This is a genomic window from Paenibacillus sp. FSL H8-0175 (genome assembly GCF_045040615.1).
Lineage (GTDB): Bacteria > Bacillota > Bacilli > Paenibacillales > Paenibacillaceae > Paenibacillus_AQ > Paenibacillus_AQ odorifer.
In genome coordinates this window covers 794,339-812,141 of record NZ_CP150299.1, presented here as the reverse complement: position 1 = coordinate 812,141, position 17,803 = coordinate 794,339, and the positions used below count along the sequence as shown (strand labels likewise).

Here is a 17,803-nt window from a genome sequence, read left to right as displayed (position 1 = left end):
GTGTTTGAAACTTGAAAAGATTTTCTAAACCCAGCACCCCTTTGTTGAGCCTGTCACGCAGCGAACGGTGGGATGCAGGGGACGGAAGGGGATCACTTAAAGTCGACCGTTAATATCCATCAAGTGGCGTGAAATGAATAATTCTATCATTTTTATCTGCAAAATAGGAGAAATTGGACAATTTGGCCTGTAAAAGTAGCTTTTTTAGCATATTCATGGGCTTTGTATAAGTTTCTCAGAAAATTAAGAACAATCTATCCATTAACCTTTGGACTGGATAGATTGGTAATAACAATAAGTAGCTGACGACAACAAAGCCACAGCTGCTGCTGTGGCTCTCAATTCAATTTTATTTGGTCAAACAAAGAGGTGCCGTTCTAGCGATATTAGTTAAATGTAAACACTCCTACTCCTAAGAAACACATTGTTTTTGAAACTAAAGGGCTGCTCTATTTCAATTCCCGTTTACTATTCAAACAAAATATAAAAGTGTATCAGTCAAAACACTAAATTTTACACAGAAATTATAAGGTAACAAGGGTCTTCTATTTTTTCCCTAAAAATTTGTTGTTTATAATTCTATATAATTCTTTCAATTCGCTTTGTAGTTTATTATAGAATTCTGTCTGTTCTTCACCAACTAAAGGGTTACTCAAACTTGTAACTAAGTAATCCTCCAATGATTGACATTTTGTTTTTAATTTTTTATAGAAGATATTGTCATTATAGAAATAATATAGCGAATCCTGTCTAATATTATTTAATTCATCTCTAATTTTATCTGTATCTTTAAGCATTCCACTCGTATCAATATATATGTATTTCCTTGCATTTGGTAAACGTTTTATTAAATACTCCTTATAGATTTCATTAAAATACACAGATTCTAAATTGGTCTGGTTTAGTTTATGATCTGTCCTACGTTGAATAAATGCTACTGCTAGTGCTATGACTGCTGCCGCTATAGATACAATTAATGCCGCTAAATCCAATCTAAATTCCCCCAGTACACTCTACAATAAATTTCGTATTATTAAGTTTTTTAAATCAGGGATCGAAGAGATAATAGAAACTTTATCTTCGATTCCACTAATTCCAATATTCTTTACAATATCCTCAAAAAAACCTTGTATAAAAGAGGATGCTATTGTATCGATTCTATCTGGGAATATTATTGTAATATTATTTTCGTAATTTACTTTTCCCAAGAGCTGCTCTTTAAACACTTGTTTACCTAATGGATTACCAGCCAGCTTAGTGACCATTTTATTATCAAATTTCAATTCAAAATAATTGTGCATTAGTATATCACTCCTCTTTCTTCATAACAAAATTCAAATTATATGCTGTGCCTGGCATGTTAATATTGCTACCACTTAATAATTTTGTTTCGGGAATTTGGGTTAGAAAATCCTTGCTTTCGTTAAACCCAATCCAACCTTCATCATTATATGATAAATAGTCACGCTCAAAAAAAACAGCCCTATTTCCAGTTATCACATAACAGAGATAAGCCTCTGAATAGCCTTCAAGCCTGCTTATTAATTTAGTTAAACCTGTTCCACCCGTGCTTTCATTACTCAACCTACCTGAGATTTTATGTTGGAATGAAGCAATATTAAAAAAATCCTCTTCACCATATTGTGAACTAAAATTTTGTTTATGCATAGTATATGCATCTAACAATTTTAAATGCCTGTCATTCAAAATGTCTTTTTGTTTAATTTTTTCCGATAGTGAATATCCTAATAATTTAGGCGAGAAATTTATTATTGTAATGTTTATACCGTAAAAAATCCCCTCTGTTTCTTTTTTATTGTAAGGCGTCGTAACATCTAAATCTATAAGGCAATCCGTATCAGTATGTTCTAATGCATTTCCGGCTAATTCTATAATTACTTCTGTTATTGCATCTCTGTATTGTTTGGCAACAGAGAACATTTTCAAAAAACTATCTATATCAGACATAATCCTAGACAATAGATATGGATCATCATTTTCTTTAGTTTCTATAACTCTTCTATAATGTGATTTATATATCTCTTTGTTAAACTTCTGTAGAAACTTAGAAAATCTCTCTTTTTGGTTCGTTCCTAATAATAGCAACGGTGATGACTTTATCCCCTCTGTGTTAATTTTCTCTTGTGCTTTAACCGTAACAAAAACTTTTCTTTTACATGTTTTAAGCAAATAGTTGCAAACACACTCAAACATAATATACGTTAATTTATCCCTAATTTGTATATTCCCCAAATCAAAATGAATGGGCAACTTCATCATATGGTACTTTTCTTCGACTGCATTTACAAAACCAATTATATCTTTAATTACAGTTCCATCGAAATTTGATTTATTTAATTTATATACTATAAAATTATTATTTAAATTAAATTTTTTAATCCGTTTCTTTCCATTTTTTTGTAATAAAAACTGATCATTTTTCACTTAAATAATCACCCCGGACTAATCTATTAAATATAACTTATAATTAGTTATTACCAATATCTACAACACAAACTATTTCTGCTTTAATAAATTTCATTTACTTGCGATATAACTATAAATTAATTTCAATTACAAAGTCGTGGTTCTTTAAGTCAGAGGCAATGGATATTGTTGGGTTGAGTTCAGGAATTAATGCCCAATCATTTCACAAAATCCTCTCAGCTAATTTCAGAATTGATTACTTCGGATTAATTATAACAGTAGTTTGAGGTTCTATGCAGGATTCAAAAAAAAAATTTGCCCTATTGGCGATACAGCTCCAATTAATTAATCTTCAACTATCCTCCCTGTTAGTAAGAACGGCCTCTCCTTGAGAGGGCAATGACCCGTTGAGACACGGGAGTAAGAACCCCAATGGGCAGTGTGGAGAATGCGTGCAGAATATAGAAGAATAGAGGGTTTGCAACCTCCCGTCTGTTTCCTCACGCCTTCATGTTTTCCTGGTCTTAAAGTAGTTTTCCCTATCTTTACTTCTGTATTTCTGGCAAGGGTGAAATCCTGTAAATAAGTGAGAATTCGTGAGAATACTAAACTGTACTGATGGAACTTAATAGGACGTTACCAGTCTAATGCTTTAATTTCTCCCACAGCTTCGCAGCGCTACCTATCGCCTTTTCCCAGCGTGACGATCGCTGAATCCCCGTTTTTGTAAAAATGATATAGATTTTTAACACAGGACAGATAAAAATAAAGAGACAATAGGATTGTATTACTCTGAGTCTGAAAGGTGATTAAATGCTTTATCAAATTAAGGGAACAACCGTCATTTCCAATTTCATTGTCAGTGAAACGATAGAGGCTCCAGATCCCAGAGCTGCCCTTAGTAAAGTTTTAAAATTATACGGTAGACTAAGACGGGGATACGAAGTTTACACAGAATCATTTTTAAATTCTATCGATTATCCTGAAGCCGAACGTACTGCTCTCATTGAGCCCTTGCTTTGTGATCATTGTGTTTTCAAGATTGGCCATGCCATTAGAAACGGGACGGTTACTCAAGATGAATACAAGTTATTCTGTCGGTATTTTCACCCGATGATTAGCAATGCAGTGAATATGTTTTGGAAGGATGTTTTCGAGATTCCGGCTTCAGACATTGAAACTGAAATGATTGAGCGAATCGCGTGTGAATTTTTACCTAAAGTAGATGACCGAGGCCATCTACGCCCATTTATTAAACGTAATATTCAGAGCCGGTTAATTAAAAAGTGGAATCGTAAAAAGTATGTAAATGAAAACAAAGCGAAGTCGAGAGCGCAGCTGCAGCAAGAGTATGCATTGACCAGTCATATTCGACCGGAAACTCCGGACACTGAAGTATCACGAAACGCTATGATTCGCATTGCACTCCATTTGCGGGAAACGGGACAAGAGCTTACACGTAAGCAGAAGAAAGAATACTACCAATTAATTATTAACTTAGACATGCATAAAGAGTGCCTAAAAAGTGAATATCAAATTCAAGCTTTAGAAAACTGCTACGGGTGGGATGCCATAACGGAAAAGGAGTTTAGTACCGAGCGCGGAAGATCACAGTCTACGATTCATATTACGAAACGACGAGCAGAGGATAATATCATAAAATATATTTGTAAAAATTTTGGTGAGTAACATAAAACGTCTATTTTTTGTGGACGAGTACGGGGAATTAAATTTTATCAGGGATTCCCCTGAATTTTAATATCCAATTATATACTGAATTCATTAACTGGCTATATGCTTTTTCCTTATATCTGGCCATTAATTAGAAACGTTCGCCAACCACATATCTGTATAATAAAGCTCTTACGAAGTAGGTCTTGCCTATTATCCGTGAGGGCTTTTTCTCATTTATTAATTATCCTGCAAAAAAAGTGAGCCCCATATGGAACCTTTGAGGTTACCATATGGGTTTTTTTTGTTCCCTAATGATTCTTCCCGTTACCATAATCACGAGATTCGATTGCAGTCATTACGGCTGCACGTGGATACCTTTTGACTACTCTGCCGTTTAAAATACCGCTTCTCACAATCACTTTAGCATTTGAGCCCAAGTTGCAGCTTTATCGGCTGCGACTTGGGCTTTTTTTGTTTCCGCAAATTGCGGAGGCATCGCGCAGGGACAAGTTCCTGCGCTTTTTCACATTCAGCTAAAGGAGAGAAGTGAAATGAAAGCAAAAACAGAGTGGAAGGATGTTCCCTTTTCGGAATATCCGGTAGTAAAGAGATTAGGACTTGAACCAACCAACAGGCGGTGGAAGAAGGAAAGAATATATACGGATGGTGACAAGTTTTATCACAAGGATTCCCTGCATGGGGAGGTTGAAATGTACAACAGTCGTAAAAAGCATATAGGCGTTCTTACGGCCAAAGGCGATATACATCCGAAAAAAGGAAAGGTCAAGGGCCGGGTATTATAAGATAAATAGTTGGCACAAAGTTCCCAACAATAATAACCCGCTGGACAGCGAAGACACTGTCATCCAGCGGGCTTATTTATTTTTGCTTAGGGACGGGGGGTAAGAATAAAGTAAGTAAGCATTTGTATTTTACTGCATTGGATCTCAAGTCAATACTTTTATTAGCTGCTTTTACAACTCTGCACGTTTCCAAGCGAAACTAAACAACCTGAGTCCCTATAATTACCGAACTCAGACGAATAAATATTGATTTTTATTTGGTGTCTACTTGACGGGGGCACTTCAAATTGCCAAGTTTCTTCTTTTCATCAGGCTCAATTCCGTTAGATTTTTACATCAATTTTACATCAAGTCTGTTCTCCACCATCTGTACCACCAATATTTTAAATCTGTACTATATTGGAAAACCCCAGTAAATAAAAGGATCTCATTTCACTGTACCATCCCTCACCAACAACGCGACAGACTCCACATGCACCGTATGCGGGAACATGTCCACCGGAGTTACCTCCACTGTCTTGTATCCGCCATCTTCGAGCACCCGCAAGTCTCTTGCCAGTGTCGATGGATTACACGACACATACACCACACGCTCCGGCTTCATAGCCAGAATCGTCTCTAACAACCGCGGATCGCAACCCTTACGCGGTGGATCGACAACGATAACATCCGCCGTAATCCCTTGCTCTTTCCAATTCGGAATGACATCTTCAGAGGCACCAACCTCGAACACTACATTCTTCATCTCATTTAACTTCGCATTCGCCCGGGCATCCTCAATAGCTTCGGGTACAATCTCGACACCGTATACCTTAGCCGCATGCTGTGCCAGGAAGAGGGAGATCGTACCGATGCCGCAATAGGCATCGATAACCGTTTCGTTGCCAGTTAGTCCGGCATATTCAACGGTTTTACCGTACAGCACTTCGGTCTGTGCCGGGTTCACTTGATAGAACGAACGCGCTGAGATAGCGAACTGTACATCGCCGATGTAGTCATAGATGACGTCCCTGCCCCACAGGACGCGGGTTTCGCCACCGAAGATGACATTCGTACGCTGAGTGTTGACGTTCTGGCAGATGCTGACTACATCTGGCAGCTGTTCGCGGATGCTGCCGAGCCAGGCGTCCAGGTGTGGGATGTCGCGGCCGTTGGTTACGAGGACAACCATCATTTCACCGGTACGGAAAGCTTTCTTCACGACGACATGGCGCAGCAGGCCACGACCGGTTTCTTCACTATAAGCAGAGATGCCAAGTTCTCTGCCGATATCTTTCACCTTGCGCACAACGTCATCATTATCTTCATGCTGAATCAAGCAGGTTTCCATATCGATGATACGGTGACTTCCGCGTGCGTAGAAGCCGCCCACAAGACCGCCTTCTGTAACCCCAATTGGCACCTGTGCCTTATTGCGGTAACGCCAAGGCTCGTCCATGCCGAGTGTAGGGCGAACAAGAATGCCATCTGTATGAGCTACTCCAGCGCCATCAGTCGTACCATCTGCAATGCCGCCATAGTTGGCACTGTCCGTCTGACTCTCAACAGCTTCATTCTCTTTGCTCTTTCCGCTATCCCCGCCAACACTCACCCGAAGCTTCCCAATCCGCTCCAGGTTGTCCACCACCAGCTGCCGTTTCCACGCCAGCTGAGCAGTGTAGTCCATATGCTGCAGCTGGCAGCCGCCGCATTGGTCATAGATCTCGCAAGGCGCCGCGATGCGGGCGCTGCTCGCTTCTACTATATTCAGCAGCTTGGCGTAGCCATACTGCTTTTTGGTCTTGAGCACCCTTGCCCGGACTTTCTCTCCGGGAAGAGCTCCCTGCACAAAAAGGGTAAAGCCTTCTACGCGGCCTACCCCTTCGCCTTCATGGGTCATGCCGATAATATCGAGCATAACCTCATCATTTTTATTCACAGGCAGTCCGGCGACAGGCGCCTTGCCGGCTGGGCGGCTGGTGCTGCGTCCACTGCGGTGTTTACTCATTATTTATAGTTCACTTCTTTCATTATCATCGCTGTATAATCCCACACTCTTGCTTTCAATCAACCTAATTATTCTGAGCAAAAATCCGCAGATGCTGCGGCAAAATCCGAAAACGACCCGGCAGCTCTCCGCCAAGTTCTCCATCCAAGTTCAATTGTACATGCCCTGGAGAGATTACATCCATTGCATCCGTACGGAAATACACAACCTTTTTATCCTGCAAATGCTCGCCACGAAGGGCCAATCTAACCAAACGGACAAACTCTGCCAAGTTGCATTTTTTAACCGCAATAACATCTAACAGACCGTCATCGATTCGAGCGCCGGGAGCAAGCTTTTCAAAGCCGCCAACAGAATTCGTATTTGCAATCAGGAACAGCATAAACTCATCATGAATAACCTCCTGCCCATTGGCACGAATGATTAGTTCCTGAGGAGATAGGCTGACCATTTTTTCAATACCTTTTAAATAGTACGCAAGCTGCCCTATCATGGTCTTCAGCTTACTTGGAACTTCATAGGTCAGTTCGGTTAGACTGCCACCGCCTGCTATATTAATGAAATAACGATCATTGGCTTTACCGATATCAATCGGACGCGACTCTTGACGAAGGATTAAATCAACGGAATCTTCCCAATTCTTCGGGATCCCCATCGCACGTGCAAAATCATTGGTAGTCCCAAGTGGCAATACGCCAAGCGGGGGGAGATTAGGTTTCTCCGCCATACCATTGATAACCTCATTTAAAGTGCCATCCCCACCGGCTGCTATGATTAGATCATAACCGCGCTCTACTGCATCCGCAGCAGCTAACATAGCATCGCCTTCTCCGGTCGTTGCATGGCAGGAGGCTTCAATGCCACCCGTATCCAGCCGGTCCAAAATGTCGGCGAGCCGCTTCTTCATTTCTTCCCGTCCAGAAGTGGGATTATAAATCAATCTCGCAGTTTTCATTACCGGAACGCCACCTGTTTTTTATAATAGAATAACCTAATTGATTATACCTAATTCGGACCACTACAATCAATGTCAGAGGACATTTATCGTAAATATTCCATTATACAACAATTCACGACACCTTATTAGGCAAAAACAACTATATATATGTCTATGCAGCAAATCCCGTATTATCCACGGAAATGGGCACTATTTTTCATGATTAAGTGGGCTAAAAAGGAAGCTTTTTAACTCTTTTTTCGAATCTGTTCGAGGAGTGTCTCTACCTGTCTCTCAATCCAATGCGGAAGAAGCGGGTGCGGCAAAAGCGTCTGGCCAGAATACTTATAGGTTAACCCTTTAAGTCTGTTCGGAACCACATGTTTAGTGAAATAACCTTCACTCAAAAAAAGCGGCGCCACCAAAACCTCGTGACCCTGCTCCTGCCAATACTCCACTTTGCTTCTTACACTGTCCGGATTCAGCAGACCGTAATCGGCAGCTGCTACGCCGCTCACCTCACGTACACGTCCTGCCAGTGAAGAGATGCCCTGCTGCCAACGCTGGCGGAAGCCATCATAAATGCTGCCGTGACCTACCAACAGAATCGTCTCACGTTCAGGTTCCGTAGACAGCTTACGGAGCTTGTCCCAGATCATCACAGCGATGTCCGGGTCATCGTCGACAGGATAACCATAGTGAACCTTAGCCTTCACGTGGAACGGCTCTAAATCGGTCTCACGTTCAGGTGCAGGTTTAGCCCCTAGTGCATATTCTATTTCATCGACATGTGTGCTTCCCGAGGAAACGAACAATGGGATCACAATTATATCTGTGACCCCTGCATGTTCCAGTTCATTTATTCCATCTTGAATCAGACGGCCCTCTACCAGCTCTAAAAAAGAGACCACCACTGGCATCTCTTCATCTAGCGATAATTCGCTTACGGCCTCTTCCACGATCGACACCCAAACCTCGTCGCGGGAGCCGTGACTGATAATAAGTACGCCCGGTACCATAAATTAGCGTCCCAAACGTTCCAGCGTTAATTTATAACCATCATTTCCGTAGTTCAGGCAACGTTTTACACGGGAAATAGTAGCTGTACTTGCTCCTGTCTCTGCTTCGATCTGATTGTAGGTCGAACCTTTGCCAAGCATACGCGCTACTTCCAGTCGTTGCGACAGCGATTGAATCTCGTTCACGGTGCACAAATCATCAAAGAAAACATAACATTCTTCCATATTCTTTAATGTTAAAATGGCTTCAAATAATTGGTCTATACTTTTATCATTTAACTTCTTAAGTTGCATCAATTTTTCATCCCCTAAAAGTTCTATCAGCATTAGTTTCTCTGATTAAGCTCCGTACAAAACTAGCTCCGGAAACATCAACCTAATGTCACTATCCTGCCTTTACTATATTGCACTGGAGCGCATTTTTCAAGCATTAACGATTTCACGCTGTAAAGAACGAAAATGATGGACAAACGTCCACCCCACGCGCACACCATTTATGTACCCCAATACAAGTATTTTTCTCTACATAAGAATTATCGCCTACACTATAGTACTACAAAAGCGCCGAAAATCAAGCTCGTACACGGTTTCTTCACTACTTTAACCTGTTTATAGGCATACGCCCTTTTCCGCTCCTATCCCTATTACCCGGGCATTCGTCTATACCGTATGTTCGCCCATGACATACAGTATAGCAGACCACTAACAAAGGAATGTGATATTATGCCTGATCATTACTATAATCATTCCCGCCGGAATCAGCGTTCACTGAGCGATTCGTATAATGCCTCTGCCTACCCCGGCCTCAGTTCATATGCGCCCTCAGCTCTCCCAGGTGAGACCGGAATCCTTCCTGCTTTAGGAGCAGAAGCTGCCACCGAAACTGCACTAGCGCTCCCTGCAGCTGAAGCTGCAACAAAGGCAAGCGGCGGGCTTGCCGGACTGCTCAGCGGCTTAGGCGGCGGTGGCGGAATTGGTGGGAATATGGAGCAAATCAAAGGTATCATCGATCGTATGGGCGGCATTGACGGGATCGTAAACTCTATGGGTAAAGTACAAAAGGTGATGTCCGGCTTCCAGCAGATGGCTCCAATGGTTAAGCTGTTCATGGGTAGCTTCGGTAAAAACAAAGGCGCAGCAGGCGCACTAGCCGCCGAAGAGGATGCTGCCCTGTACAGTCCTAATCGCCGCAAAAAAAAGCGCTCCACCTCACCCCGTCGCAAATCTACTACAACTACTCGCCGACGCTCTACTTCTTCCACCGGAAAACGTCGCCGCAAATAGCGGTGACGTTTTCTAGCTATGTATCAGAAAAACAGCAATTCTCGCAGGAAAGAGATTTGCTGTTAGCGCTTCTGCTCTATTTTTACTTAAACCAGCCACTCCGTCGAAACCATCGGAACATCCCAAAACCAACCACCAGCATAAACAACAACACGGCAAAATAACCATACTTCCACTCTAGTTCAGGCATCTTCACAAAGTTCATTCCGTAGATCCCGGCGATAAGCGTCAGCGGCATGAATACCGTCGTGATTACCGTTAGTGTTTTCATAATCGAATTCATCCGGTTGGAATTGAGTGAAATGTAGCTGTCACGCAAATCCGCTGTCATTTCCCGATCAGCCTCAATCATATCGGAGAGCTTTAGCAGATGGTCATAAATATCGCCAAAATAAATCCGTTCCTCGCCATTGCTCTGGACATGCTGTGAATTCACGATCCGGTACATCAAATCGCGCATCGGCACAATCGTCCGCCGCATTTTGAGGAGTCTTCCGCGCACGCCAAACACCTGGCTCATCAATTCCTCCACCGACTCACTGCTGCCGCTGCTCTCCAGATCCGCAAGCTCGTCCTCTAAACTGTAGAGACATGGAAAATACTTGTCCACCAGCTTGTCCATCACCGTATATGCAGCTGCCATCGGCCCACCCGACCAGCCTTTTCGACTATGTATTTCGCTCTTCACCTGTTCCCACGCTTCATTCATCTCTGCTTTTTCCTGATGGTGATAGGAGACAAGAAAGTTCGCGCTTAAAAATAGGTCAACCTCCTCAGCATCCAACGTCCGCTCATTCAGCGCATGCAGCACAAAAAACTGCACATTCTCATAATGATCCAGCTTCGGCCGCTGCAACACATGCATACAGTCCTCTATCGCTAAGGGGTGAAAATGAAAATATTGATCCAGCAAAAGCGTTTCTTCTGGCGTAGGCGTAGCAAAATCTGCCCATATCCAAGCATAATCCTCCAGCCGGATATTTTGCAGAGGGATCTCTGTCAGCACCTCACCTTTATGTGTGACAACAAGTGTACGTATCATAAATGTTCCTCCGCTTCATCTTCTTCCACGCCTCTATTGTACAGCAAGAAGACAACTCTTCCAAAAAGCAAAAAACATAGCCAGCAGCACCGCTCAAGCTAGACTAAGAAACATTTGGTGCTTCGTCGTTCGTTAATGCTCGATTCATTTGTGTAAGGTTGGTTGCGCTGGGGGCGAGCTGTCCTTATTCTCTGCTGTCGGTATCGGGTTTATGAGTGAGATGAATTCATAGCTGTGAATTACTATCGCTATTTTTACTAATTAGTTGGTGAAAAGGTGCTCATAAGGGATAGTAAACAACCCTTCGATCGTAAGCAGACTGACCTTGATTTCGCAAAAGGTTGAGTCCATCGCCTCGCGTTCATTTAACGTAAGTAACATATGGTTTACTTTGGGGCTGATAGTGATTTGTGGGATTGGGATGCAATCCTTGCCTGTAAAGTTGAGTGCGGGAGGGATAATGGAAATAAGGCGATATTCTTCGACGGCAGAAAAGCAGGGAGAAAGGTAAGGGTTGGGTTGGGTTGGGTTGGGTTGGGTTGGGTTGGGTTGGGTTGGGTTGGGTTGGGTTGGGTTGGGTTGGGTTGGGTTGGGTTGGGTTGGGTTGGGTTGGGTTGGGTTGGGTGCACTGGATTCCGTTGAAATGTATTACGTTAGGCTGTTGAGTTAATTTGTGTTAGGTTACTTTGTGCAGGGCTGGACTTCGATGTGCTCGATTCTGCTGAAATGAGGTAAGTTAGACTATGCTGAGTTAATTTGGGCTAGGTTACGTTACGATGGACTGGATTAAGGGTGCACTGGATTCCATTAAAATATGGTAAATTGGGCTAGGTTACTTTGTGCAGGGCTGGACTTCGGTGCGCTGGATTCTGCTGAAATGAGACAAGTTGGACAGTGCTGATTTAATTTGGGCTAGGTTACGTTACGATGGACTGGATTTAGGTGCGCTGGGTTCCCTTGAAATGTGTTAAGTTGGGCTGGTCCAACCTCATACAAGTCAGGTTCCGTCATTCTAAGGCATTTATGCCTTTCTTTTTGCTTCTTCGACGCTATTCCACTAATTCTAAGGCATTTATGCCTTTCTTTCTGCTTCTTCGACGCTAGTTCACCCATTCTAAGGCATTTATGCCTTTATTTCTGCTTCTTCGACGAAGTGTCTCCAATTCTAGGGCAATTATGCTCTTCTTTTTGTCACCATCCTCGAATTTCGTAAATTCTACGGGATATATACCGTACATTCCCCCTCCGACGCCAAACTTCGTCACTTCTACGGGATTTATACCGTACATTCCCCATCCATCGCCAAACTTCGTCACTTCTACGGGATTTATACCGTACATTCCCCCTCCAACGCCAAACTCCGTCATTTCTACGGGATTTATACCGTACATTCCCCATCCATCGCCAAACTTCGTCACTTCTACGGGATTTATACCGTACATTCCCCCTCCAGCGCCAAACTTCGTCACTTCTACGGGATTTATACCGTACATTCCCCCTCCAGCGCCAAACTTCGTCATTTCTACGGGATTTATACCGTACATTTTCCCTCCATCGCCAAACTTCGTCATTTCTACGGGATTTATACCGTACTTTCTCCCTCCGACGCCAAACTCCGCCACTTCTACGGGATTTATACCGTACATTCTTCACCCATCCTCATGTCCACACAACAAAAAAAGATGTCCGCAGCCCAATGGCTAACTGACATCTTTATTAAAGGGTGTTTAAAAAATGATTTTGAAAATCAGACCTGCTAATACCGCACTGATTGGAATCGTGATGAACCAAGTGACCACAATACGTCCGGCTACTCCCCATTTCACTGCAGAGAAACGTTTGGCAGAGCCTACCCCAAGGATCGCTGATGTGATCGCATGCGTTGAGCTTACTGGCAAATGCAGCAGCGTTGCTGAGAAAATAACAGATGCCGCGGAAATATCAGCCGCGAAACCGTTAATAGGTTCGATTTTGAAAATCTTCGTACCCATAGTCTTAATAATCTTCCAACCACCGATGGAGGTACCGAGCGCCATAGCCGTAGCTGCAGCTATCTTAACCCACAAAGGGATAACATCCATAGTTTCTTGACGTCCTGAGGTAACGAGTGCAAAAGTAATGATCCCCATCGCTTTTTGCGCATCATTCGTACCATGTGTGAACGACTGTAACGCTGCCGTAAGGACCTGCATAGAGCGGAAGCCCTTGTTGACCGTATGTGGACTACGCTTAGCAAAGATCCATTTCAGGATGGTCATGATAATATAACCAATAACAAACGCAATGATTGGGGAGAAAATCAGTCCTTCGACAATTTCCACAAACCCGCCCCAATTGATGTGTGCTGAGCCTGCCCCCACGTATACTGCACCCGCTAAAGCGCCGATCAGTGCATGAGACGATGAGGATGGAATCCCGAGCCACCAAGTGATCAAATTCCAAATAATCGAAGCAATCAGCGTGGCTATTATGATATCCAACCCATTTTCAAGCAAGGTCGGGTCGGTGATACTTCCGCCGATTTTTTTGGCCACACCTGTAAACATCAAGGCCCCAACAAAGTTCATCAGTGCTGCCATAATAATTGCTGTTCGCGGTTTTAAGGCACGTGTTGAGACAGAGGTAGCAATTGCGTTGGCCGTATCATGGAATCCATTGATAAAGTCAAACGCAAGCGCGAGAAATATAACAATTCCAAGAATCCATATAGATGTTTCCATATTCTAGTACCCCTTATGAGTTGCGCATGATGATCGATTCCAACATGTTGGCTACATCTTCACATTTGTCTGTAGTGGTTTCGAGCCGCTCATACAGTTCCTTGCGTTTAATCAGCTCAATCGGGTCTTTTACAGTTTCGAACAGGACCTTAGTACAAATACGAAGCACTTCGTCCCCTTGATTCTCAAGGTCATTCAGACGGATTGTATATTCACGGATCGCCAACAATTTCTTCTGGGAGAGCAAATGAACCGCTTTTTGGATTTCATAAGCACACTGGCGAAGAATTTCGGCGAATTGCACAATGTATTCATCCGGGTCAAGAAGGTTGTACATATAGAAACGTGAGGCGGATGCCTCCAGACCATCGATGACATCATCCATGCTTGTGATCAAGTCCATAATGTCGTCACGTTCAAGCGGCGTAATAAACGTCTTGTTCAATTCTTTGATAACGGTGTGCGTGTAAGTATCACATTGGGATTCGTACTTTTTCATCTCTGCAGCGAAATTATCGACATTATTCCGGAGATCAGTGATATTCTGAGCAAAATAATCTGCAGCTTGGACAATAGTATCGGCCATATTTTCCAGCGTCTCAAAGAATATGTCCTTTTTTCTCAACTTCATTGTTTTAAACCCCTTTACATAAAATTACCGTGAATACAGAGCCATTCATATGTAAAAAGCATGAAAATGAATGACAACCCTTGTTATCTTATCATATCCGTACAAGGTATAGAAGCTATAGAAATGAACTTTTTTACACTCTATTAACACATACCCATTATTCCGAACACAAATCTGTATAACACTGGATATTCCGACTTTCTTATGTTGTACCATCCGCCCCGCCATATACCACATGACTGCTAAATGAAGGCGCATTAGGGACCACCAAAATATGGGTAATTCCTGGATACATCAGCTCTTCTTTTCCATCCCTCACAAAGCGGATCACATCCCCTGGTTCACGAGACCATCTGCCTTTGGTGACCTGTCCCCGCTGAAAAAGCAACGCTTCCCCGCCAAGCTCCACATCAATCTGAAGTCTTCCGACATCATCAAGCACTTTGTGATCAGCTCCTATAACCATCACATTGGCCGCTTCCACCGGATTATCGTTATTTAGATCCACATGAGGTTTGTCATTCACATAACGCTGATAGGTCTGACGTTTAGGATCATATTTATAGTCAACTTTATAACTTTTGAGCAGATAGTTTATGCTAAATTCAGCGGCTTTCTCTCCGTCCGCCGGTATGTAATCTGGATTGTTAAAAAGATACCCGGGTACCTTCACACTTTGCGCAAACCCAAGCTTCTCGGCACCTTCCCGCAGTTTGGCTGCGTTGCTATACAGGTTATGAGGTGCTTTTCGCGCTTTATCCCGCCAAAAATAAGCTCCGGCACGGCCGATCTCGTCCATATCTTCTTTTTTCTCTTTTTGCAAAATGGCATAAGCCGCCGGACTCCCTCCGGCATGCACCGTCACACCACCGTAGCTCTCGCCAATATCCAGCAGATAGGGGCGGATGCTGCGAATCGGTCCGATTTTCACCACACCTGTATGGCTCTGAAAAATACCAATCAAACGTGTGATGCCACCTTCGGCAAGAATCTCATACAAAATATCTGCTTCACTAACCCCCGATTGCGGCCGGGCGGCAGGAGCATTATTTATCATTACGGCCAAGGGACGTGGAAGACTGTCTTCAGAAACTGGAAGACCTGTTAATCCGGATACGAGCTCAGCAGCGGGATCAATGGTAGGTGAGGGTTGAATCGTTTCGATAGGCGTGGGCTCTGCGGTAGGCTGCTGTGTCGGGGTGATCTCATTATTTGCACTCTGTGTTCCGCAAGCGGAGAGCAATAGGGTGGTCAATACAATGGCAGATAACAGACGGGAAGAAGAGCAATTTACTTTCATAAGCTTGTAGTTCCTCCTAAACGTTTTATGAAACTCACTGATTCCTTCCATTTAATCACAGTCAGTCCCATTTGTCTTGATCACCTTCTCCCTTTTTTCATAGCAAGCATAAGGAAATTTTATAGCATGGAATAGATAAATTCTTATATTAAAAAAAGGGTACAGCCATTGCGGCTGCACCCTGCGGGTCTCTTATTCATTCAGTTAGTCTAGCTTCCAGCAATTAAGACTTAATGTCCCATACTGATAAGCCTGAAAAATCCGCTCTGCCTTCCTGCTGCCATCCGCTGTTCCCATCGCGTAAAAGAGAGGTGCAAAATGCTCTCTTCCATAAGAAGGAACCGCATCGCGTACATGTGGAGCTTTTTTCTCATACGCAAAAAGTGAAGGCAAATCCCAGGCTTCTAGTCCCTTGGCAATCCATGCATCGAATTCAAGTGCCCAATCCTCAGGCTGCTCACTTTCACTTAGCATCCGCAAGTTGTGAACAAGTCCACCGCTTCCAATCAGCAGTATGCCTTCGTCACGAAGCGGTGCTAACATCCGCCCGATATTGTACTGCTCCTTGGGAGAGCGCAGGGAATCGACGGATAAAGCAACTACCGGAATGTCGGCGTTCGGGAACATTTTTTTCAGTATCACCCAGACTCCATGATCGAGTCCTCGCCCCAGAACGGGCTGATGTGATAGATTGTTATCCTTGAAGAGCTCAGAAATCCGTCTTGTTAGGGCCGGATCGCCCGGGGCCGGATAGGTCAGCGTGTAAACTTCTTCAGGGAATCCGTAGAAGTCATGCTGTGTCTCGTGCAGTTCATCAACGGTAAGTAGCTGTTCAGGGCTATCCCAATGCGCTGAGAAAACTACTATACCGCGTGGCGCTTCAAGTTCTTGACCAAGCCGCTCCAGAAAACGGGTATACTCGTTATCCTCCAGTGCGAGGAGCGGAGAACCGTGCGCAATAAAAAATGACGGTAATTTCATAGGATGCCAACCTCCATAACCCAGTATATGGTGTGCATCTTTATTTTACCGCTTATTGCAAGTTAATGCGAATAAAAACCTTCTCCTAAATCATCCAATTCTGCCACTCTGTCTGCAGATGCTCTTGTTCGTTCATCCATTCTATAGTCCGCTTAAGCAGCTGCTGCTGCGCCGGTCCAGAAGAAAAGGTGTGATCCCCTTGAAAAATGATCTCTTTGTCGCAACGTCCTTCGGGACGTGTCCAGAACAGCTTCTGGTAAAGAAAAGCGTAATCCACCGGAATGACATCATCAGAGGTGCCATGAATGACGAGTACATCGCCGCTAAATTTGCTCGCTTCTTGGAAGGGCTGAAAAGCCGCCAAAGAATTAAAATATACCGGTGTAAACGAATAGCCCACATAATCCGCTGACCCATTCTTCACAGCACGATCATACGCCTCCCGCCCTACAATTTTCACAATATCATTGAAAGGATAACCAACAGAGGCCCATAACACGAGATTCTTCACGCGGCGATCGCGAATACTTGTCAGCAGCGCCACCGCGCCACCGAGGCTATGGCCAATCAGCGTCACGCGCTGTGGGTCCACATCAGCAGAGCTAATTCCGTAATCAAGCACCGCTCTAGTCTGAGCGATCATCGATTCCATATCTTCGCCGCCATAATTCCCGCTGCTCTCGCCGCAGCCCACATAATCAAAACGAATAACCATATATCCCTCTTGTGCCAGCTCACGAGCCGCCTTCACAAAAATCCGGTCTACGCCAATCCGATTCCCCACAAATCCGTGGCAGATCACGGCTAATGGCAGTCTATCCTTGCAACGCGAAGAGGTTCCCTTCTCTTTGTTCGGGTAATGTATGCTCGCCGTCAATTCTTCTCCGTTATGCCGGATTACAATATTCCGTTCCATTGCCGCATCCTCCTATAATTATATTTATAATTTAATTTATTTTAATTTATTAGAATTCCGATTAACTTAGTATGAATTATAA

General features: G+C 43.5%; 18 protein-coding genes. 4 read left to right on the top strand and 14 right to left on the bottom strand.

The window, feature by feature from the left end; all coding sequences use genetic code 11:
- Positions 1-545 precede the first annotated feature (545 nt).
- Genes MHH46_RS03575 through MHH46_RS03565 form a run of 3 tightly spaced genes read right to left on the bottom strand, consistent with a single transcriptional unit; the run spans position 546 to position 2,445 of the window.
- Complete coding sequence (locus MHH46_RS03575; RefSeq protein WP_076190063.1) at positions 546-992, bottom strand: hypothetical protein; 447 nt, start codon at positions 990-992, stop codon at positions 546-548.
- Positions 993-1,013: 21 nt separating this feature from the next.
- Entirely contained in the window at positions 1,014-1,301 is a 288-nt protein-coding gene (locus MHH46_RS03570) for a hypothetical protein (protein ID WP_076190062.1), read from the bottom strand.
- 7 nt (positions 1,302-1,308) lie between these two features.
- A complete protein-coding gene (locus tag MHH46_RS03565) occupies positions 1,309-2,445 on the bottom strand; it encodes a hypothetical protein (protein WP_076190061.1) in 1,137 nt (378 codons plus the stop codon).
- 795 nt (positions 2,446-3,240) lie between these two features.
- On the opposite strand from MHH46_RS03565, the gene MHH46_RS03560 reads away from it, so the two are divergent.
- The 3 genes from MHH46_RS03560 to MHH46_RS03550 all read left to right on the top strand — a co-directional run bounded on the left by MHH46_RS03560 (position 3,241) and on the right by MHH46_RS03550 (position 5,154).
- The gene (locus tag MHH46_RS03560) at positions 3,241-4,116 is read left to right on the top strand and encodes a hypothetical protein (RefSeq protein WP_076190060.1); all 876 of its coding nucleotides are present in this window, start codon (positions 3,241-3,243) and stop codon (positions 4,114-4,116) included.
- Positions 4,117-4,652: 536 nt separating this feature from the next.
- Positions 4,653-4,904, top strand: coding sequence for a colicin E3/pyocin S6 family cytotoxin (locus tag MHH46_RS03555; RefSeq protein ID WP_076190059.1), 252 nt, complete (start codon positions 4,653-4,655; stop codon positions 4,902-4,904).
- 136 nt (positions 4,905-5,040) lie between these two features.
- On the top strand, positions 5,041-5,154 hold the full coding sequence (locus tag MHH46_RS03550; RefSeq protein WP_368665107.1) for an IS3 family transposase: 114 nt from the start codon (positions 5,041-5,043) through the stop codon (positions 5,152-5,154).
- A 177-nt stretch (positions 5,155-5,331) separates the two neighbouring features.
- Here the strand turns inward: MHH46_RS03550 and rlmD are convergent, their stop codons facing one another.
- From rlmD to MHH46_RS03530, 4 genes are all read right to left on the bottom strand, one after another.
- Entirely contained in the window at positions 5,332-6,891 is a 1,560-nt protein-coding gene (gene rlmD / locus MHH46_RS03545; RefSeq protein WP_076190058.1) for a 23S rRNA (uracil(1939)-C(5))-methyltransferase RlmD, read from the bottom strand.
- Between the two features lie 64 nt (positions 6,892-6,955).
- Positions 6,956-7,846 (bottom strand): diacylglycerol kinase, encoded by an 891-nt coding sequence (locus MHH46_RS03540; RefSeq protein WP_036680719.1) that lies wholly within the window; start codon positions 7,844-7,846, stop codon positions 6,956-6,958.
- 230 nt (positions 7,847-8,076) lie between these two features.
- Positions 8,077-8,847 (bottom strand): sirohydrochlorin chelatase, encoded by a 771-nt coding sequence (locus MHH46_RS03535; protein WP_036680721.1) that lies wholly within the window; start codon positions 8,845-8,847, stop codon positions 8,077-8,079.
- A 3-nt stretch (positions 8,848-8,850) separates the two neighbouring features.
- Entirely contained in the window at positions 8,851-9,141 is a 291-nt protein-coding gene (locus tag MHH46_RS03530) for a YerC/YecD family TrpR-related protein (protein WP_019913624.1), read from the bottom strand.
- 429 nt (positions 9,142-9,570) lie between these two features.
- On the opposite strand from MHH46_RS03530, the gene MHH46_RS03525 reads away from it, so the two are divergent.
- The gene (locus MHH46_RS03525; RefSeq protein ID WP_038568686.1) at positions 9,571-10,131 is read left to right on the top strand and encodes a hypothetical protein; all 561 of its coding nucleotides are present in this window, start codon (positions 9,571-9,573) and stop codon (positions 10,129-10,131) included.
- Between the two features lie 82 nt (positions 10,132-10,213).
- Here the strand turns inward: MHH46_RS03525 and corA are convergent, their stop codons facing one another.
- The 7 genes from corA to MHH46_RS03490 form a co-directional block, all read right to left on the bottom strand.
- On the bottom strand, positions 10,214-11,173 hold the full coding sequence (gene corA, locus MHH46_RS03520) for a magnesium/cobalt transporter CorA (RefSeq protein ID WP_076190057.1): 960 nt from the start codon (positions 11,171-11,173) through the stop codon (positions 10,214-10,216).
- A 1,100-nt stretch (positions 11,174-12,273) separates the two neighbouring features.
- A complete protein-coding gene (locus MHH46_RS03515; protein WP_405132563.1) occupies positions 12,274-12,819 on the bottom strand; it encodes a hypothetical protein in 546 nt (181 codons plus the stop codon).
- An 81-nt stretch (positions 12,820-12,900) separates the two neighbouring features.
- Positions 12,901-13,893 (bottom strand): inorganic phosphate transporter, encoded by a 993-nt coding sequence (locus tag MHH46_RS03510; protein ID WP_036686873.1) that lies wholly within the window; start codon positions 13,891-13,893, stop codon positions 12,901-12,903.
- 13 nt (positions 13,894-13,906) lie between these two features.
- Positions 13,907-14,524 (bottom strand): DUF47 domain-containing protein, encoded by a 618-nt coding sequence (locus MHH46_RS03505; RefSeq protein ID WP_036686871.1) that lies wholly within the window; start codon positions 14,522-14,524, stop codon positions 13,907-13,909.
- 202 nt (positions 14,525-14,726) lie between these two features.
- Positions 14,727-15,824 (bottom strand): DUF3048 domain-containing protein, encoded by a 1,098-nt coding sequence (locus tag MHH46_RS03500; protein WP_076128478.1) that lies wholly within the window; start codon positions 15,822-15,824, stop codon positions 14,727-14,729.
- Between the two features lie 204 nt (positions 15,825-16,028).
- Entirely contained in the window at positions 16,029-16,805 is a 777-nt protein-coding gene (locus tag MHH46_RS03495; RefSeq protein WP_038568677.1) for a class III extradiol ring-cleavage dioxygenase, read from the bottom strand.
- An 85-nt stretch (positions 16,806-16,890) separates the two neighbouring features.
- Positions 16,891-17,721, bottom strand: a complete 831-nt coding sequence (locus tag MHH46_RS03490) for a S9 family peptidase (protein ID WP_076195105.1) — start codon at positions 17,719-17,721, stop codon at positions 16,891-16,893.
- Positions 17,722-17,803: the final 82 nt, after the last annotated feature.